At 27.3% G+C, this 24,912-nt stretch carries 18 protein-coding genes and 1 other RNA gene; 11 read left to right on the top strand and 8 right to left on the bottom strand.

The annotated features are described in order from the left end of the window. Positions 1 to 31: 31 nt before the first annotated feature. The 5 genes from MARPI_RS08010 (at position 32) to MARPI_RS07990 (ending at position 5,734) form a co-directional block, all read left to right on the top strand. On the top strand, positions 32 to 2,020 hold the full coding sequence (locus MARPI_RS08010) for a transglycosylase domain-containing protein (RefSeq protein ID WP_014297090.1): 1,989 nt from the start codon (positions 32 to 34) through the stop codon (positions 2,018 to 2,020). 4 nt (positions 2,021 to 2,024) lie between these two features. Then, a complete protein-coding gene (locus MARPI_RS08005; RefSeq protein WP_014297089.1) occupies positions 2,025 to 2,861 on the top strand; it encodes a cyclic nucleotide-binding domain-containing protein in 837 nt (278 codons plus the stop codon). 2 nt (positions 2,862 to 2,863) lie between these two features. Then, entirely contained in the window at positions 2,864 to 3,358 is a 495-nt protein-coding gene (locus MARPI_RS08000) for a hypothetical protein (protein WP_014297088.1), read from the top strand. 141 nt (positions 3,359 to 3,499) lie between these two features. After that, positions 3,500 to 4,537 carry an L-threonine 3-dehydrogenase gene (gene tdh / locus MARPI_RS07995; RefSeq protein WP_014297087.1) on the top strand — a complete coding sequence of 346 codons (1,038 nt, stop codon included), beginning with the start codon at positions 3,500 to 3,502 and terminating at the stop codon, positions 4,535 to 4,537. Between the two features lie 12 nt (positions 4,538 to 4,549). Continuing rightward, the gene (locus MARPI_RS07990; protein WP_014297086.1) at positions 4,550 to 5,734 is read left to right on the top strand and encodes a glycine C-acetyltransferase; all 1,185 of its coding nucleotides are present in this window, start codon (positions 4,550 to 4,552) and stop codon (positions 5,732 to 5,734) included. A 46-nt stretch (positions 5,735 to 5,780) separates the two neighbouring features. Here the strand turns inward: MARPI_RS07990 and MARPI_RS07985 are convergent, their stop codons facing one another. Next, positions 5,781 to 6,956: an ABC transporter permease gene (locus MARPI_RS07985; RefSeq protein WP_014297085.1), complete on the bottom strand. Its 1,176-nt coding sequence runs from the start codon at positions 6,954 to 6,956 to the stop codon at positions 5,781 to 5,783. Positions 6,957 to 7,072: 116 nt separating this feature from the next. Here MARPI_RS07985 and upp point away from each other — a divergent pair, with 116 nt between their 5' ends. Further along, the gene (gene upp, locus MARPI_RS07980) at positions 7,073 to 7,708 is read left to right on the top strand and encodes a uracil phosphoribosyltransferase (RefSeq protein WP_014297084.1); all 636 of its coding nucleotides are present in this window, start codon (positions 7,073 to 7,075) and stop codon (positions 7,706 to 7,708) included. A 33-nt stretch (positions 7,709 to 7,741) separates the two neighbouring features. Here upp and MARPI_RS07975 read toward each other — a convergent pair whose 3' ends face one another. Genes MARPI_RS07975 through MARPI_RS07965 form a run of 3 tightly spaced genes read right to left on the bottom strand, consistent with a single transcriptional unit; the run spans position 7,742 to position 11,414 of the window. After that, positions 7,742 to 8,839 carry an extracellular solute-binding protein gene (locus tag MARPI_RS07975; protein ID WP_014297083.1) on the bottom strand — a complete coding sequence of 366 codons (1,098 nt, stop codon included), beginning with the start codon at positions 8,837 to 8,839 and terminating at the stop codon, positions 7,742 to 7,744. Then, entirely contained in the window at positions 8,836 to 10,296 is a 1,461-nt protein-coding gene (locus tag MARPI_RS10805; protein ID WP_014297082.1) for an HD-GYP domain-containing protein, read from the bottom strand. The genes MARPI_RS07975 and MARPI_RS10805 overlap by 4 nt, the downstream gene beginning before the upstream one ends. Positions 10,297 to 10,298: 2 nt before the next feature. After that, a complete protein-coding gene (locus MARPI_RS07965) occupies positions 10,299 to 11,414 on the bottom strand; it encodes a THUMP domain-containing class I SAM-dependent RNA methyltransferase (RefSeq protein WP_014297081.1) in 1,116 nt (371 codons plus the stop codon). A gap of 148 nt (positions 11,415 to 11,562) precedes the next feature. On the opposite strand from MARPI_RS07965, the gene MARPI_RS07960 reads away from it, so the two are divergent. Both MARPI_RS07960 and MARPI_RS07955 read left to right on the top strand, forming a co-directional pair. Further along, the gene (locus MARPI_RS07960) at positions 11,563 to 13,344 is read left to right on the top strand and encodes an ABC transporter permease subunit (RefSeq protein ID WP_014297080.1); all 1,782 of its coding nucleotides are present in this window, start codon (positions 11,563 to 11,565) and stop codon (positions 13,342 to 13,344) included. Then, on the top strand, positions 13,344 to 15,953 hold the full coding sequence (locus MARPI_RS07955) for a sugar ABC transporter permease (protein ID WP_014297079.1): 2,610 nt from the start codon (positions 13,344 to 13,346) through the stop codon (positions 15,951 to 15,953). The genes MARPI_RS07960 and MARPI_RS07955 overlap by 1 nt, the downstream gene beginning before the upstream one ends. A 62-nt stretch (positions 15,954 to 16,015) precedes the next feature. On the opposite strand, the gene MARPI_RS07950 is transcribed toward MARPI_RS07955, so the two are convergent. Together MARPI_RS07950 and MARPI_RS07945 are read right to left on the bottom strand one after the other, a co-directional pair. Continuing rightward, complete coding sequence (locus tag MARPI_RS07950; RefSeq protein WP_041638577.1) at positions 16,016 to 17,659, bottom strand: ATP-binding cassette domain-containing protein; 1,644 nt, start codon at positions 17,657 to 17,659, stop codon at positions 16,016 to 16,018. A 5-nt stretch (positions 17,660 to 17,664) separates the two neighbouring features. Then, on the bottom strand, positions 17,665 to 19,221 hold the full coding sequence (locus tag MARPI_RS07945) for an ATP-binding cassette domain-containing protein (protein ID WP_014297077.1): 1,557 nt from the start codon (positions 19,219 to 19,221) through the stop codon (positions 17,665 to 17,667). A 547-nt stretch (positions 19,222 to 19,768) separates the two neighbouring features. Between MARPI_RS07945 and MARPI_RS07940 the strand changes: the two genes are divergently transcribed. Further along, positions 19,769 to 21,376, top strand: coding sequence for a hypothetical protein (locus MARPI_RS07940; protein ID WP_014297075.1), 1,608 nt, complete (start codon positions 19,769 to 19,771; stop codon positions 21,374 to 21,376). Positions 21,377 to 21,418: 42 nt separating this feature from the next. On the opposite strand, the gene MARPI_RS07935 is transcribed toward MARPI_RS07940, so the two are convergent. Then, the gene (locus MARPI_RS07935; protein ID WP_014297074.1) at positions 21,419 to 22,945 is read right to left on the bottom strand and encodes an AAA-like domain-containing protein; all 1,527 of its coding nucleotides are present in this window, start codon (positions 22,943 to 22,945) and stop codon (positions 21,419 to 21,421) included. A gap of 178 nt (positions 22,946 to 23,123) precedes the next feature. On the opposite strand from MARPI_RS07935, the gene MARPI_RS07930 reads away from it, so the two are divergent. Both MARPI_RS07930 and MARPI_RS07925 read left to right on the top strand, forming a co-directional pair. Next, complete coding sequence (locus MARPI_RS07930; protein ID WP_014297073.1) at positions 23,124 to 23,861, top strand: hypothetical protein; 738 nt, start codon at positions 23,124 to 23,126, stop codon at positions 23,859 to 23,861. Positions 23,862 to 23,897: 36 nt separating this feature from the next. Then, positions 23,898 to 24,509 (top strand): hypothetical protein, encoded by a 612-nt coding sequence (locus MARPI_RS07925; protein ID WP_014297072.1) that lies wholly within the window; start codon positions 23,898 to 23,900, stop codon positions 24,507 to 24,509. Positions 24,510 to 24,550: 41 nt separating this feature from the next. Here the strand turns inward: MARPI_RS07925 and ssrA are convergent. Continuing rightward, positions 24,551 to 24,911, bottom strand: a transfer-messenger RNA (tmRNA) gene (gene ssrA, locus MARPI_RS10960). Between the last annotated feature and the right edge of the window lies 1 nt (position 24,912).

The raw sequence follows: 24,912 nt of genomic DNA, 5'->3' as shown, positions 1-24,912 counted from the left end.
TAAAAAGTCTTTAAATATGGAGGAATATGCTTTGAAATATTTTTTTTCTGGTGTTATTGTCTCATTACTTATCAGTATTATACTACTTGGATACTCTTATTCTATATATAAATCACGTTCTATTTTTTCTATAAACAATAATTATAATACATATCTCTTTTCTGACGGAAATGAAATATTTCCACCTAAGTTTAAGTATATTGAGTTTAAAGATATTCCCGTAGATTTAACTTTTATATTATTATGGTCAGAAGATAGGGATTTTTATGGACATCCGGGGTTTAATTTAAAAGGGTTTACAAGAGCTATTATAACAAATATTTTGCACGGAACTTCATATGGCGGAAGTACCTTAACCCAACAAATTGTTAAGAATATTTATCTAACAAGAAAAAAAGTTATTACCAGGAAAATTATAGAAATATTCATCTCTTTCTGGGTTGAGAGAAATTACACAAAAAATGATATACTTGAAGCTTATATAAATACTGCTTATCTTGGTAATGATATAAATGGATTTGGCGCTGCAGCCAAAAGATACTATAATAAAGAACTAAAAGACTTAAATATGGCTGAAATTTCTGTACTCGTTGGAATATTAAATGCACCAGAATACTATAATCCTTATAAACACCCATTAAAAGCAAAAAAACAGGGGCTTATTATACTTGACTCACTATTCACAAATAATTTTTTATCAAAAGAAGAATATAAAAATTATACTCAATTGTTAAATGAAATGACCTTTAAAAAACCTGATTTTGATGATAATAACTTACAACTTGTTCTTGCAATAAAGGAAGAAGCCGATAGATTGGGTATTAAAAATGGTGGGTATATTATTAAATCTACTATTAATAGAGATTTATTTGAAACAGTAAAAGATACCTGGGATGCTTCAAAAAATGCTATTTTATTAAATAACAAAACCGGAGAAATAATTTCTTTTTTTGGCAGCCAATATGATGTTTTTAAATCAAAACGTCAAATCGGTTCTAATATAAAACCTTTTTATTATTTACTGGCAATAGAAAAAGGTTTTTCTCCGGAAACTCAATTAATAGATGAACCTTTAAAAATTGGAAATTGGGCTCCTAAAAATTTTGAAAAGACATTTAGAGGCAGTGTATCTCTCAAAGAAGCTTTGATTCATTCTATTAATATACCTTCAATACAATTATTTCTAAAGCTTGGAAATAGTCCAACCGAATCAATAAAAATCGTTGAAAACTTTCTTAAAAATGAAATTGGTATGGACGCATATTATCCTGATGATATTACTATTTCTCTTGGAACTATTGAAAGTAATACCTACAATATAGCTCGCGCTTTTACAATATTCCCTAATTTTGGATTAATACCTAAAATTTATATAATCGATGAAATTATGGATAAAAACGGAAATGTTATTTATAAAAGACAACCTAAAATTGAAAGAAAGATTAAAACCATTTCTAATACTTCTTATAATACAATGAATAAACTATTAAAAGAGGTTGTTGAAGAAGGAACTGCCAGAAATTTATTTGCGTCTAAAAGAGATTTTTATGGAAAAACAGGAACGGCTGATAACTCTGTTTGGTTTTCTGGATTTGACGGAAAGATAACTATATCCACAAGAGTTGATGGAAAATTCTTATTATCAACAACACACGCAATACCAGCCGCCAGAAAGATTTTAGGAAATTATTATTCATATAATTCATTTGCACATGTCCCATATTATTATTTAGAATTAAGCAATAAACAGAATGATTCATTAACAACGTTTTTATCTACAAAATTTAATATTTCAGAGTTGAGATATAGTAAATCAGGATATATAAAAAATATTCAAAATTATGAATTCCTATTTCCAGATTACTATTATAAATCAAACAAATTATTAAACAAAGATAGTAATCCTCATATTTTCGAATATGAAAATATTCCTAACCAAACACAAATAGACAAAGATTCAACTGATATATTATTCATGGATACAGAGTTTCCTGATTTATATTTTAAAATTAGAAGGTGATTTTATGAAAGACTTTTTTAATCCTGGCGAAGTAATTTTAAAAGAAAATGAAACGTATAATTTTTGTTATTATATTATCTCCGGAAAGGTTATGACTTCTTTAAAAAACAACGAATTACAGCCAGGTGATTTTATAGGTACAATGAGTTTTATTACTGGAAAACCTTTGCTTGAAAGTTATATAGCAAATACTCGGGTTGAAGTTTTAAAAATAAGCAAGGAAACGCTTATAAAATTAATTGATGAAAAAGAATTCGAAAAATTTTTTGAGCATATTTCAAATCTTTACATAAATTTATTTTATAAAAGTGTTTTTGGAGTTATTCCTGATATTTCAGAACTTTTAAAAATGAAAGCTCGCGCCCTTAATAAACGCGATGTATTGGATGATTTAATTTTAGATGAAACAGACGCATTATTATCAGAATTAGATCAAATCTTAAATGCCGGTGAAATATTTGAAACTGAATTGCCGGATGATCCTGATGTTGCAGCTGAAAGTTTTAAGGCTTTATTTGATAAAGATAATTTAGACCTTCCCGGAATAATAGTATATACAACAAATTATATAAGAAAGAATTTAAGCAATAATGTATTGTGTGAGGACTTAATATATGCTTTTGAGAAATCAATAGAAATAGAAGACAGAGCGCTTGTAAAATATTTTTTATATCTATCTACCATTTTTTGTAAAGATAGAGAAAGAATACAGGAAATTTTAGAAGAATACCTTGAAATATTGCGTTTCTGGGGGATTCCTTCCTGGGGAGAAATGTTAATTAGAATAGAAAATTATGAAATGTATCTTAACTTATTTAATAAAAAGAATGAAGGTGAATAATCATGGAAGTTTCTTTAATTACAAACCTTTCAAAAGAAGTTCAGGAAATTGCATATATACAAAGCGGCGTTGTAATTTCTGTATTAAAATATGGAAATGATGAAAAGATGGGGCAGGTATTTTGCGAAGATGATTATTTTGGTCTTGATTCATTAATTTTTGGATTAAATATTATTGATTATTATAAAGTTGGAAAAACTCGTTTTAAAAAAGATTCTTATTCTTTATTTAGAGACCTTTTAAAGGATCCAAATTACATGGAACAATTCTTTTTTAATTTAAAAATAATCTTTATGGAAATAGCTTCTTTTATGAAAAAACCAGAAGAAGAAATATTATTATTAAATTTAAAAAAATTACATAATAGAAGTCAAAAAATAAAAGGATTACCCAAAGAATTTGTTTTAACATATATTTCTCAGGATAAAATACAAAAATTACTATCCAGCGAGCTAATTACTGAAGATGAAGAATTGTATTATTATAATCCTAAGTAAATCACACATATTTAACCTTCATTGTTTTTTAAAACATCTAATTGCACGTAACCTGAAAAAAATGACATTGAAATTTTTTTCATTTTTGCGATAAACTTAAAGTACGAAAACTAAAAAGGATGGTGAACTCTGTTGGGAACAATGAAGGCTATTGTCAAAAAAGAACCTGGAAAAGGATTTTCGCTTGAAGAAGTTGAAATTCCTGAAATTAAAGAGCCAAATGATGTAAAGGTTAAAGTTTTAAATGCTTCCATATGCGGAACTGATTTACATATCTGGAAATGGGATGAATGGTCACAGCAAAGAATTAAAACTCCACAAATTGATGGTCATGAATTTGTTGGTGAAGTTGTTGAAGTTGGTCCTATGGTAAAAGGATTAAAACCGGGAGATATTGTTGCTGCAGAAACACATATTCCATGTGGCGTTTGTAAACAATGTAAAACTGGTAAAATGCACATATGTAAAAATATGCAGATATTAGGTGTGGATAGAGACGGTGTTTTTGCAGAGTATGTTGTAGTACCTGAAATTGTGTTATGGAAACTTGATCCATCTATACCAAGAGAGTTTGCTTCTGTTATGGAACCCCTTGGAAACGCTATACATACAGCTACTGCAGTTGATTTAAGAGGAAAAACCGTTTTAATTACAGGTGCAGGTCCAATTGGAGTTATGGCTGTTCAGGTTGCAAAGGTATCTGGTGCTGCTACAATAATAGTAAGTGAACCTTCAGAATATAGAATGAATATGGCTAAAGAAATGGGAGCAGATTATATTATAAACCCTCTTGAAGAAAATCTTGTAGAAGAAGTTATGAAATTAACAAATGATGATGGCGCAGATGTTTTACTTGAAATGTCAGGTAATCCTAATGCTTTAAATCAAGGAATAAATGCTTTAACTAATGGCGGAGATGCTGTTATACTTGGCGTTTTTCCAACTAATCCTGTTCCATTTGAAATGAATACTGCCGTATTTAAAGGTATAAATATACATTGTATTACAGGAAGAAAAATGTTCGAAACATGGCAAATAGCATCAGAATGGCTAAGAACAAAAAAACTCGATCTTTCAAAGGTTATTACACATGTATTACCAATGGAAGAATTTGAAAAAGGTTTTGAAATTATGAATTCTAAAAAAAGTGGTAAAATAATCCTTAAAATCTCTGAATAAGGGGGAGAGAAAATGAATTTCTATGAACAACTTGTAGCTGAAATGAATGAATTAAAGGAAAATGGATTATTTGTAACTATTAGAACACTTGAAAGCGCTCAGGGTGCATGGTTTGAAGTTGATGGAAAAAAAGTTTTAAATCTTTGTTCAAATAATTATCTTGGTTTCGCGAATAATGAAAGAATGAAAAAAGCTGCTATAGAAGCAATAGAAAAATATGGAGTAGGTCCTGGTGCTGTAAGAAGTATTGCAGGTACAATGGATATACATACACAACTTGAGAAAGAACTTGCTGCATTTAAAAAAACTGAAGCAACTTTAGTTGTTCAATCAGGATTTAATGCTAACCAGGCAGTTATTCCTGCAATTACAACTAAAGATGATGCAATATTATCAGATGAATTAAACCATGCAAGTATTATAGACGGTGTAAGATTATCAAAAGCAAAAAAATACGTATGGAAACATAAAGACGTTAAGGATCTTGAAGAAAAATTAAAAGAAGCTAAAGAAGCTGGAGCAAGAAGACTCTTAATTATCACAGATGGTGTTTTCAGTATGGATGGCGATTTAGCTCCATTACCAGAAATTGTTGAAGTTGCTGAAAAGTATGATGCTATTGTTATGGTTGATGATGCACACGGAGAAGGAGTTCTTGGTGAAAGTGGAAGAGGAATTGTAGACCATTTCCACCTACACGGAAGAGTTCATATAGAGGTTGGTACTCTTTCTAAAGCATTTGGTGTTGTTGGAGGCTTTGTAGCTGGTAAAAAGGAATTAATAGACTATTTAAAACAAAAAGCAAGACCTTTCTTATTTAGTAGTTCATTATCCCCAGCAGAAGCAGGCGCTGCTCTTGAAGCTGTAAGAATACTTGTTGAAAGCGGAGAAGTTGTAGAAAGATTATGGGATAATGCAAAATACTTCAAAGAAAAATTAAATGCACTTGGGTTTGACACATGGCATAGCGAAACACCTATTACACCTGTAATGTTATATGATGCAAAGGTTGCAAAAGAGTTTAGTTTAAAACTCTTTGAAGAGGGCATTTTCGCTCAATCAATTGGATATCCTACAGTACCAAAAGGATTAGCAAGAATCAGGGTTATGATTAGTGCAGCACATACAAAAGAAGATCTTGATTTCGCTGTTGAAAAATTTGAAAAAATCGGTAAAGAATTAAATATTATAAAATAAATAAAATAGCAATGCCTTTGGCATTGCTATTTTATTATAATTTTAATCATCTTCTTTCAACATGTGATAGAGATAAATAACTTATAAAAAAGGCTATAATTGTAAATCCAACCATAATGAATATATCTTTTTGAATCATAGAAAGATTATAATTTAATAAAGCTACTTTTCTTAAAGAATCTATGGAATATTTTATAGGTAATGCATATGACCATTTATACCATACAGATTCCTTAGGAATGGAGATTAATACATCGCCAAATAAAATCATAACTCCAATAAATATAGCGAGCATAAATGTTGTTGTTCTTGTAGTTTTGGCAATAGATGCTATTAACAGCCCAAAAGTAGCAAACATTATTACATTTAATGTTATTAAAATTACTAAATTAATTTCACTCCCAGCAAAATTTGTTCCATAATGTTCAAAAACATACCAGGTTATAAAACTTGAAATTAACCCAAGAAATACATATGTCAATAACTTATATACTGAAAATTCCCAGATTTTAAGCCCATTTGCTCTATATATATCAAGTAATCCATTTTCTCTTGTTTGTGAAACAGATATACCAATTCCTCCCATTGAAAATATCAATATTAATACGAGTATTGATGATGGAGCTAGCATATCCTGAAAATCCAATGATGCACCTTTAACATTTTTTAAAGATCCATCTTTTATATCGGGGATCTTTATGGTAATTTCCGGAGGTACTCTATCCTTATCTACTGAAATACCTCCTTTTAAAACAAATTGCGTTGTTGAACCAACTGAAATTTCAGGAATTCCTGCCAATTCATTAAATAATGCTTTTACCACGGTATAAATAGCAACACTGCTATTTAAATCGTTCGGGTTGGGAACAATTATTAATTGTGTTTTTTTGTAATTCTTTAAATCATTCATAAATCCTTTTGGAATAATTAGAATTGAATCAAATTTATTTTCTTTAATGGCTTCTGTCATCTCTGTTTTAGAGGAAAGCTGTACAGCATCTTTCCATTTAAAAAATTGACTTAAAAACATAAATCCAAATTTACCCAAAAATGAATTATCCTCATTATAAACAGCAATTTTATAATCTGCCAGCATATTTTCTGGAAACAAATTAGAACCAAGATATGCTAACAAAAACGGAATTAGAATTATTGATATAATAAATCCTTTATTTCGAAAAATTTTTATGAGTTCATATTTCATCAGGCTAAATATTTTCATTTTTTTCCTCCTTCTAATTTGACATCATCTTTTTATATTTTATCAAAATTTTTTCACACTTCCAAGTATATTTTATGATATAATGTTAAAGAATTTAAATATAGGAGGTTAAAGTTATGGATTTTAAAAACCTTACTGTGGTAAACCACCCTTTAATCAAACACAAACTTACAATTATGAGAAACAAAAACACCGGTCCAAAAGAATTTAGAGAATTATTAAATGAAATAACTCTATTATTAACTTACGAAGCAACAAGAAATCTGCCAACAATAGATGTAGATGTAGACACACCTATTCAAACAACAACAGGTCAAATGGTTGAAGATAAAAAAATCACCATAGTTCCAATATTAAGAGCAGGTCTTGGTATGATGGATGGTATTTTAAGCCTTGTACCAAATGCCAGTATAGGTTTTCTTGGAATCTATAGAGATCCTGAAACCTTAAAACCTGTAGAATATTATTTAAAATTTCCACCATTTACAGAAAATCACTATGTTTTCATAGTTGATCCAATGCTTGCAACAGGATTCTCAATTAAATATGCCATTAAAAAAGTTAAAGAATTTGGAGTTAAAAATATTATTGTTATGTCATTGTTAGCCGCTCCAGAAGGAGTTAAAAATGTAGAAGAGGAACATCCAGATGTTAAGATTTTTACTGCTGCAATGGATGAAAAATTAAATGATCACGCATATATTATCCCTGGACTCGGGGACGCTGGAGATAGGTTATTTAGAACAAAATAAAAATTAAATTAAAATAAGGGGTTTTAAAACCCCTTATTTTTTATATTTTATTTTATTAAGCCAGCTTTCAAATAATTTTTCCTCACTTATTTTATCGTTTAAATATTCCACAAATTCATTGGAAAAAAATTCATATAATATATAATCTGTGTTTTTATCTATTTTAACTGCATCTTTTAATTGTGAGGCTACAATATTTCCACTTTTCTCCAATCTTTCTATTAACCCTTTATTTGGCATCAGTGTACTGTTATATTCATAAAACTTTTCTGCAACATAATTAGAACCCAAATACTCAAATGCTTTCTCGGTATATTTATTATCTTTCAATAATACCCATTGCTGCCCACCCATAGGTGAAAATCTTCCAGAAAATCCACGAGGTGTATAATAAACTTTAAAATCTTTACCTTTTTCTCTTAAAGTTGAAAAACTCCATGGACCATTAAATATTATTTTTACATCACCAGAAATAAACATTCTCATCATTTCTTCATAAAAATCCGAACACACTCTCGGAATTAAACCATTTTTGTAATAATATTTTATTCTTCTTGATATAGAAATAAAATTTTCCTTATCGGCATTTTCCGTCAAAAAATTCCTATCATTACTTCCATATAAAACACTCATCCACCACCCAGAAACATATGGAATATAAACTGCATATTGCATAATTTTATCTTTATCAAAACCTTTATCCTTAATTGTCTTTCCATTAATATCTACAGTATTATTTTCAATAAAATCAAAAAAATCATTAATAGTTTCTGGCGGTTTTATTTTATCATTCGCATCATAAATCATTACAAGCGTGTCCACTGCCTGCAATACAGGTTCTGATTTTACATATTTTTTAAACCACTCCGGCATTTTTATATCAACACGTGCAATATCAATATTAATATTTTGTTTTATCATTTCCTGAATTCTTGAAAAATGGCCGGAAAAAGGAACTCTTATTATATTAAATTTAATAAAATGAAACATCTCATAATGTTTTAATATTTTTTCTAATCCTATTATTTCTTCTTCAGACATTTGAGTTACAATATTTATATTTTTTCTTGGATATAATATATATACCCCTATTAATACTAAAATCAGAGCTATTCCAAGAATTTTTTTCATTCTTTTTCCCCCATGTTTTTATACAGGTTTCTAATTTTATCTATGTTATTCACAAAAATCTCAACTATTTTCGGATCAAAATGTTTTCCTTCACCGCTCATAATTATTTTTACACCTTCTTCAAATTCAAAAGCTTTTTTATACGGTCTTTCTGATAACAAAGCATCAAACACATCACAAACCGCTACTATTCTTCCTTCTATAGGTATTTCTTCTCCCTTTAATCCTTCTGGATACCCACTCCCATCGTATTTTTCATGATGATATAAAGCTATTTTACTTGCCATTTCAAATAATTCATCATCAACCTTTTTTAATATTTCATATCCTATTGTTGTATGCTTTTTCATTATTTCAAATTCGTCATCATCTAATTTTCCGGGTTTTTGCAAAATTGAATCAGGAATACCTATTTTTCCAATATCATGTAATTGTGCAGCATAATAAATCATTTCTACCTTTTTTTTATCTTCAAATACCTCTTCTGCAATTATTCTTGAAACTTTTCCTACTCGTATTATGTGGTTTCCTGTTATTTCATCTCTAAATTCCGAAATATTTCCAAGGAGTTTTAAAATTTCCTGAATAAGCTTCTTATTTTTTTTCATATATTCTATATTTTGCAAAAACATCATAAATAATGTTTTCCCTATATCATCTATTTCTTTTATATTTGTCTTAGGCACTTCAAATTTTGTATCTTCACCATGAATTAATTTTTCTCCTATAATCTTTGATTTTTCAGAAAATTCTTCTATATTCCTTCTAATTTTTTCATAATGTGATTTTTCTATATAAAAAACAATTATAAATATAATAAGTAATATAGCAATCCATTGTATAGAAGTTTTTATAATATAATCCCATATATGCACATTAATATCTATTAATAAATAAAACGGATAATATGTAAATGTATCATTATTAAATCTCGAATAATAAAATGCATCACCTATTTTTACCAAACCTTTTAAATTAAGATTTTTATCTTTTAAATTTACGTTTTTTTCTATGTTAGAATAAATTATTTTTTTATTATAATCTACAACCATAAAATTCTCTTCAAACTCTAATTTCCTTGCCACATTTTTTATTATATTTGGAAGAAAAACTCTTTTTACATAGTAACTATCATTAACTTTATAAAACGTAAGCAGTTCCTTATCTTTAATTACCGAATATCCACCTAAAGATCCCACATCTTTTAATGCATTTTCAATATTATTTTCTACTATTGAGACCTTTTCAGCCTTTTCGGTTAATAATTGATTATTTATTTCTCTTGTAATTTCTGTAAAAAAGAAATTTGATATTTTATCGTAAATTTTTTCCTTATAACATGTTTCTTTTCTTATATTCATGTATATATTCGGTGGCAGTAAAAGAAGCATTATCAAAAATAAAAATATTAAACTCATTCTATCAAATAGCTCTCTTACTGAGTACTCTCTTCTCATTTTTATACCCCTTCAAAATAATATATATACGCCTCGTGATTTCCATTTATTATTTTCTTTTTATTCTTTGCTTTACTTCCAAAAAAATCTTCAAATTCTTCATGTGAAGTAATGATAGTATATTTAAAATCAGGATATTTTCTTTTTAAATATCTCATCTGTTCATAGATTTTTTCTGCATGATCTTTATCCTTTAATCTATCGCCATACGGCGGATTTGTAATTATATGTCCTTCTTTATAATCAAGATTTATACTTTCCATATTTGCTTTTACAAAGGTTATATATTTATTTATATCAAAATTTCCAGCATTTTTTCTGGCAATTTCTATCATTTTATATGCTTTGTCATAACCATATATTTTTAACTCTTTATTATAATCAATTTCTTTTAATAACTCTTTTTTCATTCCATCAAAAAGATTTGAATTAAAATTATACCAGTCATTAAATGAAAAATCTCTATAAATTCCCGGCGGAATATTTAAACCATACAATACACCTTCAATAGGAATTGTTCCGGAACCACAAAATGGATCTATTAAAGGATATCTTCTTTTCCATCCACTTTTTAATATCATCGCCGCTGCAATTGTTTCTCTCAATGGCGCTTCGCTCACATATTTTCTATATCCCCTTTTGTGCAAGCCATCTCCTGAAGTATCGAGCGCCAAGGTTACTTTATTGTTTTTTATATATACCCTTATTTTATATACGCCTTTTTCTTCATTATACGTGTTTATTTTATATCCTTTTTTTAAATTTTCAATTATTGATTTTTTTACAATTGATTGAATTGTTGATTTATTATATAACTTTGATTTTGAGCTTCTTACCTTGTCAATAATTATTTTTCCATTTTTTGGTAAATACTGTTTTAAATCAATATCCAAAATTCCATCAAATAATTCGTCAAACGTTTCTGCATAAAATTCTCCTATTTTAATCATAACTCTTTCTGCAGTACGCAATAAAATATTTAATTTATAATAATCATATTCTTTACCATAAAATTCAACAATTCCATTATTTGCATTTTTTAATTTATATCCCATTTTTTTCAATTCATTTGAGAGAATTTTTTCCAAACCTATTGAACATAACACCATATATTCCATAATATCACCACACTTAATTTTTTCTATATTATAACATATTTCTTTGTAAAAAGTATGGTAAAATAGCTATTTTTATGTTATAATTATTAAGTATCAACGTTTAAAAGGAAATATATAAAAAATTTACTTATTTTAAGGGAGGGACACCATGAAATTCATCGGCAAGGCATTGTTGTACTCATTTATCGCACTTCTAAATGCCGGATTAATCTGGACTATATTTATTTTATCTGGATTGGGAAATTACGGTCTGGCAGTTGTTATTGCAGCATTTACTATACTCGCAAATATTGCAATATTTTCAAAAAAAGGATACCCATATCGTTATACCTTACCTGCAATGTTTTTCCTATTTATTTTAACAGTATACCCTATTTATTACACAGTAAAAACTGCTTTTACCAATTATGGAACAGGACATTTATTTACAAGAGATCAGGCTATTCAAATTTTATTGGAAGATCCAAATTATTTATATGAACCACAAAATGGTGAAAATTTTAATTTTAAAGTATTTGTTGTTATGAAAGATTTTAAACCAACAGAAGATTTTTTAATACTTTTATATAACGATGATAAATTACTTTTAGCACAAAAACCTTCTGAAATAAAAACAGATGCAAAGGGAAATACCAAATTAGCAGTTTCAGAATTATATGAAATTTCTAAGGATAAATTAAAAGCAAATATTAATGGCGAAATTTATACAGCATTCACAAGAATCGCTATAGACGAAACCTTCAAAGAATTGCCTTTAGAAAAAAAGGCCGAAGAAATTATAGGATTTGAAACGGATTCTGGAAAGAAATATGTATATTTTTATTCACCTATAGACAGAGAAACTTTCAAAAATGCCGCGTTTTATAATTCTGTTCTCAGGCAAAAGTATATAGGAGCTCTTGAATTAAAAACACCAGAAGGAAAAAGTTACAGACTGTCTTCGAGATACATATATAAGAAATTTAATGAATCGTATAGAATATATGAATTAAGAGTCAAACCTATATACAAAAATAATAAAAAAACATACAAAACTATTATATTTAATACCAGAACCAATAGGGAATTAGTAGAAAAAGATGGTGCTTTCTGGGATTATAATGAGAACGGAAAATTAGAAAGACTTATAGGTTATTCGCATTTTGTGGGAGCATATCAATTCAAGCGTATAAAAGATGACCCAAAGATTTCCGGTCCATTTCTTAAAATCTTTGGTTGGACATTTACTTATGCAGCTTTAAGCGTGTTGTTTAGTTTTATTATAGGTATGATTCTGGCTTTAATGCTTAATGATAAAAATATGAAAGGTAGAATATTATATAGAACTCTTTTAATAATACCCTGGGCAGTTCCGGCATTTATTTCTGTATTAATATGGAGAAACGGCTTTTTCAATGAAACATATGGTATATTAAACAGATTTGTTATTACAACGTTGGGACTGGAACCTATAAAATGGTTAAATGACCCATTTTGGGCAAAGGTAGCTGTGTTGATTGTAAATACATGGCTTGGATTTCCATATATGATGACAATAACCTTAGGTGCTTTACAGAGTATTCCAGATGAACTTTATGAAGCAGCTTCTATTGACGGAGCAACACGTTGGACACAATTTAAAAAGATTACTTTACCATTATTAATGGTTTCCCTTACACCTTTACTTGTAAGCAGTTTTGCATTTAATTTCAATAATTTTGTTAATATATATTTGTTAACAGGTGGTGGCCCTGCAATGCCAGGAGCAACAACACCTGCAGGTTCAACAGATATACTCATCTCATATACATATAAATTGGCTTTTGAAGGTTCTCGAGGTCAGGATTTTGGTTTTGCAAGTGCTATTTCAATATTAATCTTTGCTATAGTATCCGGTATTAGTTATTTCAACTTTAAATTATCCGGTGCATTTGAAGAGGTGAGCAGATAATGGCTATGATACAGAAGAAAAATTATATATTAAGACATATATTTCTTATTATAATCACTATAATTGTGCTTTTCCCTTTAGTTTGGGTTGTTACAACATCTGTAAGACGAGATAATGCAGCATTTTCTCCAAAATTATTTTCATCAAGAATTACATTTAATTATTATAGAGATTTATTGTTCCCAAAAGCTACTGTTCCGGAATTAATAAAAGATATGAACAGTACTGCACATTTTATCGGTGAAAATTCTTCTCTTTCATTTGATGAAGCCAGAGAAAAGTTAAATACACAAATCTCTGATTTTGAAACATATATATCAGAAACAAAACAATATTTCGAAGATATAAATTTAAGATTTGAAAATATCCTTACTAATATTAACTCAAAATACTCAAATGAAATATTAAATGACATTAATACTGCAAGAAATAATGAAGTAAAAAATCTTTCCGAAATTGAAAAAGAATTAGTTAGGGGAATGGATTTATCAGAAATAAATGAAAATATATCCTCTTTAAAAACTAAAATCAATGAATATTTGAAGCTTAGAGATGAAGCAAGAACCATATTAAACCAAATCTCTATAACTCCAGAAAATAAAACATATATATCTAAAACTTTTGATACAATATATGGCTTAAAACCAGGCTATACGCTCTGGAACATAAGAGTATATAAAAAATGGAAAAAGTTACAACCTGATAATTCAGAATTACAAAAATTACCAGCGATTATAAAATCACTATATGCAAATTGGAAGGATATTACTAAAACAGCTGAACAAGTTGATGATTACTTTGCAACTCTTGAAAATGAAAAATACGGTAATGAGCTTTCAAAACTAAAAGATTATGAAAGTAAAATTAGTTCTTTACAGAAAAAATCAAATGAATTATCTTCAAAAATTAGCGAAAAGAATAAAGAAATATTAAAATTAAATGGTGACTTAAATGCATTATTGGAAATCTACGCTCCATATGGCGAAAAACTTTCCTCGGCAGTTGATATATTTAAAAAGTACAATTTAAAGGAAAAAAAGATTTATACATTGGAAATGCAAAAATTAATGGATAATGCAAAATATCTTTCAAATGCATTTACTACAATAAATGAAAATTTTGTATTATTCGATGATTTTAAAGAATACAAAACCTACATTGAATCATTTGCCAGTTCTTTCATATGGATAAATGATAATGCAGTAAAAATTTATTCAAATAAAGATGTGGAATTTTTAAATCCCGCATATAAAACAATTACAGGTGTAATTGAAGCTATTAATCCAACAATAAAAACCTTTGAAAATCTTGTTTTAACCTTAGCAACGAATATAAAAGAAGCTGAAACATTGGATAGCGAGTATTCAAGGATAAAAACTGAATTAGAAAAATACAATAATGAATATAACACTTTATACAATTCTCTTAAAACTGAATTTGATAAATTTGATAAATTAAAGAATTATGGCGAATTATTAATGGTAAAGGAATTTATAAACGCTGATGTTAATAATTATGAAGAAGCACAATTTATTTCAACGTTATTAAATTCTAAAATATTTAAATACTACAAGCCAGATAAGAAGGATATAAACATCTTCACATTAAAAGAAAATATTGAAGAAGCCAATGAAAAATTCCAGAAAAGTCTTGTTTCATTTAATAAAATAATAGAAGAATTTGAATCACAATTAGCAGAGTTGAAAAACAATTCTGATGATTACTTAAAATTAAATTATGGTGGATATACAGCAGATATTTTGCCTATTATGCAAATTTCATCTATATACAACTCAAAATACGGTCCTGCAAAGGCTGATCTCTCAAGATCCTCAAGAATTGTATCAGACCTTTCTGATTCTGTAAAATATAAGGCTTTAAAATCAGATTTAAGAAAAATAGATGGAAATATATATAATCTACTTGACAAATGGAATCCAAAGCAAAGAAAGCCTTTCTTAAGATGGCTCATGAACTCTATAATCGTGGCTGGAATTACTGCAATACTAACAGTTTTAATGACAGCTGTTGCAGCTTATCCATTTAGTAGAATGAGATTTAAAGGAAGAAAAGAAGGGTTATTATATTTAATGCTTATTCAAATGTTCCCTGCAATTATGTATATGGTTGCATTATATGGAATCCTTAAATTCATGGGTGATTATTTTGGATTTATAGGTCTCGATACGTTATCAGGGTTGATATTTGTTTATCTTGGTGGTGTTGCATTTAATATGTGGCTTATAAAAGGGTATTACGATACTATTCCAGATTCTCTTGAAGAATCTGCCATGATTGATGGCGCTACAAGATTCCAGACTTTCTGGTTAATTGTATTGCCTCTTGCATCACCAATTTTAGCAGTTGTAACTATATTATCATTTATGGGAACATTCAATGAATTTGTTATGGCAAGAATAGTTCTTGCAAGTGAACAGAACTTCACATATGCTGTCGGATTACAAACATTCTCATCAGGTCCATTTGAAACTGAATGGGGTCTATTTACAGCAGCAGCATTATTAGGTGCAGTTCCAATGGTTATTCTATTCCTTTCCATGCAAAAATATCTTGTAGGTGGATTAACTCAGGGTTCAGTAAAAGGATAATTCACATAACATAAATAAATCCCCGTGTAATTACACGGGGATTTATTTTATCAAATTTGATATCATTTTTCATTGCTATTTACTGCTAAATATTTTTCAATATCAATAATCTTTCCCAATTTAGTTATGTCATCATCATGTGTAGAAATTATAGCTATTTTGTTTTTAAAAAACTCGTTTAATCTATCCAATATTTTTTGTTTTGTTTTTTTATCAACTCCGGTTAAAGGTTCATCAAGCAATATTACTTCTTTTTCTTTAGATATTAATGTTCTGGCAAGTAATATTCTTGATTTTTGCCCCCCGGATATATTTTTCCCATTTTCTTCTAATTCATAATCTAAATCAAAATCTTTTAAATCTAAAATTTGTAAAATCCTTTCCACTTCTTTTTTATCTATATCTCTTCCAAGAGATATATTTTCATATATACTTTCTTTAAATATATAATCATTTTGATTCATATATGCAGTTTTGTTTAATATACTTTCTTTTAATTCTTTGCCATTAATTCTTATTTTACCATCTAACAACGGAAGATTCCCCACTAATACCTCAAAAAATGTAGTTTTTCCACTACCGCTTTTTCCTTTTAATATAATCACTTCATTTGATTTTGCTTTAAACGTTAAACCTTCTATTATTTTTTTATCCTCATATCCATAACCAGCTTTATCAATTTCCAATGATTTTATACTTTCATTAAACTTTTCTATTTCATTTTTTTGTGAAATATCTGTAACTTTTTCTATTTCATTTTTAGTTGGAATGCTTATATATTCCTGTAAAATCTTTTTGGTTGACAATGCTTTTGAAATTTCACCTGTTATTAATGATAATTGCGATGCAATTATCAATATTGTTCCTGAATAACTCATTATCATCTGAAAGGTTCCAAAGGTTATTTCTCTCTTTATTAATTGATTAATTGATATTATTAAAATCAATACGAATGCTGTATTTCTAATAAATTCAGGAAACATATTTATATATTTATGATTAATTGAATATGCTTTTTTTGCTTTTTGAGTATAGCTTCCAAACCTATTATTCAATTTAACATCAAAAAAATGTTTTATCTTATTAAACAAATATAGATCAACCCTGGCTTTCAATAAATTTTCTGTATATGCTTTTATTTCCCTTTCTTCATTTCTTAATTTTTCAAAACCTTTTGAATTTATTTCCCAGGCTTTTCTGAAATACATAAATACTACTATTATATAGGCTATTAAAATTACTGTGTAAACCTTATTTATCTGGAACATTATATAACTTGATAATATTATATATATTATAGACAAAACACTTAAAACAATTCTTGGATTCATTATTGATAAAAATGTTTCTATATCAGTAAATATTATTGCCTGTATATATCCTATTCCATTTTTAGATATATCTTCTCTCTTATTTTCTATAATATTTTTCAGTATTCTTTTTCTTAATTCCTTTTCAGATAAAAGTTGAGAATATACAGATAAAACCTTTGAAATTGATTCCGATAGTTCTGATAATATATAATATAAAAATAGCATAATTATCAAATTTAATTCAAAATTTTTATTTTGAATTACTCCATCCAGTATTTCTTTTATTTGCATTGGAACCTTTACCTGAAAAATCATACTTGATACTCCAAATATTACTGAAATAAAAAAGAGAAACAGATTTTTATATCCAACATTTTTTATAATTTTCCACATACTTCTCACCCTAACTCCAATATTTTGTCAGCTTTAGTATCAAGGATATGATCATGAGTTATTACTATACACATTTTCTTCTCTTTTATTTTTTCCAATATCTCAATTATTAATTCTTTATTTTTATTGTCTATATTTACAAATGGTTCATCAAAAATTACTATTTGAGAATCGTCTATTATAGTTCGCCCAATTAATACACGTTTTAATTGTCCTCCTGAAATATTTTCTCCGTTAAAATCTATTGTATAATTTACATCTAAATCTTCTAAGCCCGTTTTTCGCATTGTTTCTTTTATTTTCTCTTCTTCATGATTTCTTCCAAAATCTATATTTTCTTTTATTGTTCCTCTAATATGATAACTATCCTGCATCAAAACCTTTATATTTCTTTTCAGATATTCCGGACTAACCTCTTTTATATTTTTCCCATTTATTAATATATTTCCGTATTCTGGCTCAAAAAATTTTAATAGAATTTTTATCAATGTACTTTTTTCTATTCCACTTTTTCCTCTTATTAAATATAATCCTGGCCCTGAAAATTTAAAATTTAAATTTTCAAATATTTTATTCTTCCCATTATATCCAAATTTTAATTTTTCAACTGCAATTTCAGGTTTTTCTATATAATCATTTCCTATTATTTCATAAGTATTTTCTGTAGAAATTTCCTCTATTTCTTTAACTTTTTCTCTACTTACTTTTATCTTTTTAAATTCGTTTAATAAGAAATATAATACTTCTGGTGGATCTGTTATATCTTCTTTAAACTGGAAAATCATAAAATATGTTCCAAGAGTTAAAATTCCAGTTTTTATATCATTTACCAATAAATATACCATCATTACATTATATATTACTGTTGATATTGAATTTAAAAGATTTCCAAAAACATATTTTATATAATATTTCATTTGCTCTTTTATATTCTTAATTTCATGTTTTTCCTTTAACTTATAGAAGCTATCAAATATATTATATTGGTATATAACCTTATTTCCAGAAATAAAATCCAGATAATGATCCATAAGATTTTTATATGCATTATTTATTTCGTCATACTTTATTTTATGAATAATATATGAATTTATTCCCAATACTGCTAAATATATCAATGATATTAAAAAATATTTTAATCCGGCTATATACCAGATTATTCCAAAAGCTATAAATGTTTTTATTAATCTTGCATATAGCATTGCAAAGAATATCTGTGTTGGTTCAACTACATTATATGAATCATCAAATATTATATTTATTAATTTTCCATTTTCATGTTTTTTGTTTTTATCATATAATCCCTTTAATATTAAACTTTTTATTTTCTCAGTATAAAAATGTGGCCATATATGCCTATTCTTCACTCCAAAATATAACAATAACATCAACTCAATAAGCACCATTGCTGAATAAATATACGCTCCGTACAATGCCTTTTCAGGACTTTTTATTGACATATCTATTATCCACTTTAGTAATAAGGGAATTGCTATTCCATATCCTACTCTCAATAATATTTCTAATACAAATAATATATTATTTTTTGTTTTTAGTTTCATAACTCACACTCCTATTTCCAAAGTTATTGCTTCCTTCAGATAATCTTTTTCACTAAATTTTTGATATAATATCTACGTAGATATAAAAAGAGAAAAATAGAAATAGATTATTTATTATTCAGAAAATTCAATTTGGATTTGAGGATTGATTGAATCTGTTTTATATTCATCATCATTATCTCCAGCAAAAACAATGTTTGCTGACATTAGTAGTAAAATAACAAATAAGGTTATTATTTTTTTCATTTTTTAAATCCTTCCCCCCTTTTATGTGTTTTATTTTTCAAGACACTAATATTTTACCAATTCTAACATGGTTTTCAAGTGTTTTTTCTAAAATAAAAATCCTCTTTTTATCAATGTTTTAGGATTTGCATTTGTTAATTTTATTATTAATCCATTTTCGTTATTTTATTGTAACAATCTAAAAAATAATTTTATAGCGATTATAAGAATCTAATACATTTATTTTTTTTGAGAATTATTATGAATTAAATAACAAAAATAGATGTAAAAAAAGAGTTACAAATTATTTGAGGTGTTTTTAATGAAAAAAGAAATTTCTCTAAAATCGATAATTGATATTATAAATTTTGGTTATTATTCCCATCCTCTAATTAATTTTTTGAGTTTAAACATATCAGATGTTTCTGTACAATATTATTTTTTATTGTTAAAATCAAAATGGAAAAAAGATTTGAAATCCGCAATATTTTATGCGAATAAAGTTATTGCAACAACAACAACAACAACAACAACAACAACAATATTAAAAGAATTAGCAAGATTTGAACTTATTTCCTTATACTATAAAACAGGAAAATATAAAATTGCAAAAAGGGAATTTGCAATTTTAAAAAAACGTCTAAGTAATATACCGGTATATGCAAGATGTTTAATACTCCCTGGATTAAATTTGCTTAATAAAACCTATAATATAATTGATAATTTTAAAGTCTATTCAGAAAACTATGTTGAAAATGATTTAGATAAAGCAGTTTTTTTATATTCTAATGCAAGAATTTTTATCAAAAGGGAAGAATACTATAAAGCATATGAATTATTTATAGAAGGATATAATCTTGCAAAAGATTTTCCTCATCCTACAATGATGTGTAATGGTTTAAATGGTGCTGCATGGTGGATAAGAAAAGTAGATAAAAAGAAAGCTTTGATTGCTGCTGATTTATTAGAGTATTATATTGGTTATTATTTTGAGGATTTATCTAAAATATATAACTGGTTTGATACGATTTTTGAGGCAAAATATCTTAATAACGATATAACGATATTTGATATGTCAAATATCGTTATTAAATTAAATAAGAACAATAAGGTTAAAATAAAAAAGAAATTTTTTCATTTTATCCATGACTTTACTGCATCAACTTATAATATAACCGACGAATTAAAAAAATATATTTTAAAATATGCTGATTTAAAAATAAAAAAAGGAATTATAAATTCAAAAAGCTTACTAAAAATCATAAATTCAAGAAAAGTAAATTATACTTCCAGAAAACCTTATGCTATAAAAAATGAATTGTATAAATTACATCAAAAAAAATTGTTTAATCATTCTATAGAAAAATTAAAAAACAAAAAAGAAACAAAAATCCCCCTATTATTCTTCTCAACATATACAGCATTAATAGAAAAACCATTTTTTACAAAGAGTCATATTTTGAAATTGATTTTTGAAGGTAATAAAGATAAAATCATTAAATTCTTTTCTGCTAATTATGAGAAGATGTATTTTTTTAATGTTATGATGAGTGATTTTAATTTGAAGAAAGTTGAAAGAAGATTATTGAATTCTGAAGATGTTGAAGATTCGGAATATAATATTTCACCATTTTATTTAGCAAGAAAAAAACTCATCACTGAGCTTTTTAAGAAACCAAAGAACTTTAAGGAATTTGTTTTTAATTATTTTAAGCTCAGTGATGAGGAAATGAAAGTTTTTGATATGTTTTTAAGAAATTGTGTTCGATACGATATTAAATGGCCCATTACTCCTTATCCAAAAGGTAAGGTTCGTGATTTTGCTCTTAAATATGGTTTAGGCTATAAGCGTGTTGCTCTTGGTTATTACTCTTTTGAAGATGATGAAAGAGCTTTGATTGATGAGATTATTGAGAGGTTTTTAAAATAACCCTTCCAGAAATTCTGGAAGGATTATTTTTATTGAATTATCTTAATTCACTTTCGATGGACTTTCAAAGTTCGTTTTTATAAACCACACATTGATTTTTACTCCATCTATTTCTTCTATTTCATGTTTGAAATCTTCTATTGCTTCTGAATATATCACAAGCCAGCCTTCTTTTAAGCCACTTCTTTTTAAATATTCCACTAATTGCTTTTTCGATTTTTCATATTCATTTCCTGTTAGATTTGCTTTTATTTCTATTAGATATTCTCTATTATTTAGATTTATTAATAAATCTATCCTTCCTCCTCCTACCTGTGTTTCTGGATATACCTTTCCTTCTGCTGCTTCTACATATAAGCTTAAGAATTGGTCTAAGTTATATTGATATACTCCTTCATAATAATTCCTTCCTTTAAACATTATCGCTCCTCTTAATTTGATATATTCTGTATATCTTTCGAGTAATTTATTTAAATCAAGACTTCCGTCTTTTTTTATGTATGGCTTTATTGTATCATTTATTGTTGCCATATAGTTTTTTTCTCCGTTTATTTCCGGCATAAATCTTGTATATAACGCTTTGTAGTATAATGGTACTCTTACACAGCATTTACCTCCACAATTATCTATTACTCCGTGTTGATATAGAAAATTTATTCTTTTATCGTATATTGAAAATTTTACTTTTCCAGGCTCAAATAGTATTTTCATTATTAATTCCTTTTCTTTTTCTGCTTTATGCAATATATTGGCTATATTTTTATCAATATAGACATACATATAATCTTCAAGTGTCTTTTCAAAATGCTCCACTGTTATAATCTTTTCACCAGGAGCTTTTTTAGTAACTAAATCATATGCAAGACCATTGGTTAGTCCAGGTTGCCCTGCTGCGTTATGCCATATTAATTCTTTTACTTTTTCATCGAATATTTGCCCTGTTTCTTTTTCATGTTGGCTTAATAAATCATATACCTGTTCTTTTGTAAAGTATGGTACTTCCATATGTTCTGCTATGTTAAATGGACTTGCATTGTCTTCCAATACTCCGCTTAAATAACTTACACTGATTAATATTACACTTCTGAGTTTATATCCATGTCTTGAATGATATATTTCTCTTATTACGTGTAGAAATTCATTCATTAATGTTTCGTTTAACCTTTCAAATTCATCTATCATTAAAATTACATCTTTTCCAAACTTTTTATTTATGTCCATTATATACTCATCTAATTCACTTATAGCTGATATTTTTTTTGGTTCAAAATCTATATCCATATTAAACTTAAAAAAATTCTTAACCTTTTTATTGAAGTTTTTTATAAACATCTCTTCTGTTTTTATTCTTCCAAAACTTTCAAATGATATAAATATTGGCAAATATTTCTCTTTTACTTTTTCTACAATATCCATCAACAATGTGGTTTTTCCACTCTGTCTTGGTGCAGATACTGTAAAATATCTCCAGTTTTCTATATGATCAAGCGCTTCTGCCATTATATCCGGTCTTTCAACATAATAACATGTTTTCTTATCAACTGGTCCTGACGTACAAAATGTTCTCATCGTTCCACCTCCGCTTCAATTATACCATATCAAAACAAAATGAGGCTTTCGGCTTATTTTGTTTGTATATAAATCTTTTTATATAATATGTTATGCTATAATTTACTTGAAGTTTATTCGACGAATATTTTTTATAAAAATTCTAAAATTAAATATTCTTCAGGAAGGGGAGAATAAAATGAAAAAAAAGTTTATTATCATTTTTATGATTTTAATATCTATCAACATTGTGGCTTTTTTTTCTAAAGTTCCATCTCCTTTTAGAGTTTCTTCATATAAAAAAAATACATATGTATTTATTCTCCTGGATAAATTTTCCTGGGAAAGCAATGATGATTATTATTTTCGATTTGGATTTTCAATTGAAGATTTTAATCTTCCAAATGAAAATGGCATCTATATAAAAAAAGACTTTCAAAATATATTTGAGTTACCTATTGACCTTTTAATAACACTGGGAGGTTATTTTGATTTTTCTGCTGATTTTGGTAATTTTATTGTAAGTTTAATGAGTTATAATGCATATACTTTTTTTCATCGCCATAATTCAAAATATATAAATATTAATATTGGAACAGAGCTTGAAAATACTATTTTTTCTCTTGGACTGGAAATAAGAAAAATTTATGATGTTAATTATAATACTTTAGAAATAATGAAAGAATATGAACCTATTTATACAGGTTATGGTACTTTTTCCTTTAAACTTAATTATGAAAATTATATTACTGTAGAATTTTCAAAACCTTTTTTTTATGAAGAAGATATACCGCTTTTTGATTTACATCCTATGATTTTTATTCATTTTAATAAAAAACTCTTTATAAATAATGAAAACAATGTTGAGATTTTAACAGGAGTTAAATGGATGGAAAATTCTTTCAAAGTTAGAACTGGTTTTTTAATTAATTTATAGGTGCTTTATACATAATATTAAAGCGAGTGTGATCCAATGAAAAGAATTATCTTATTTGTAATTATAATAAAATTGTTTTATATTATTTCATTTGGAATATTTATAGATTTTCACGAGCCATTTATTGAAGAATCTTCTTTTCGTTTGGCATATGGATTATCAACTCAATCAGCGATTATAAAACTTTATTATGAATTTGATAAAAAAATAGAAGGCGGAATAATTCTTTCTAATAATGATAGCGATACTTATCAAATAACTTATTTTTTATATGGTAGCAAATATACTCTTTTTAATATTCCGCTTAATATTGCAATTGGTTATGAAGATTTTGTGGAGAACGATAATATTATGAATATGTTTTCTATTATAATTGGAAGAAAAGAAGATTTTTATTCATTATACGGAGGATTAAAAATAAGTCATTTTGATTTATTATATTCATATTCTGTATATTCTGTCAAACTCGTTGAAGATTTATTTTTAAATATTGGAATATCATTTGAAAATAAATTTGAAACTTTTAATTGTTTTGTTGGTTTTTCTATTTCTGAAGAAAACAAAAGTACACAAAAATTTCAGGCATTTTTTTCTACAAATAAAATAGATAAATTCCAATATGAATCAGATATTAATTTATTCAAATAAAAAAATCGTGCGGTTTTCCGCACGATTTTTTTATTTGATTTTGGTGGAGGCGGCGGGAGTCGAACCCGCGTCCGAAAGTAGAGTAAGCCGGACGTCTCCGAGCGCAGCCTGTGTTTTGCTTTCGCCTGGCGTTCGCCCACAGGCAGGCTAACGCCAGACTATCTCCCTGAATTGTCCCCGAAATCCCGGGAGAATGGATTTCAGGTAAGGGCCAATTTTATGACGCCCTTGCTAACCGCTCGGCCCCAACGGTTAGAAGGACGGCTGCGTTATATTATATTAAGCAGCTAATGCGTAATTTTCTTCGGCAATTCTCTTTTTGACCGATTGTTTTACGTGGTTACAGTCTTCCACGGCTCGCTTTCCGACTTACTCTACCCCCGTCGAAACCGTTTCGCCCCCG

The sequence above is a fragment of the Marinitoga piezophila KA3 genome (genome assembly GCF_000255135.1).
In the GTDB taxonomy this organism is placed as follows: Bacteria; Thermotogota; Thermotogae; order Petrotogales; family Petrotogaceae; genus Marinitoga; species Marinitoga piezophila.
Note: the sequence above shows the minus strand (reverse complement) of the source record. Positions and strands in the feature narration are given on the sequence as shown.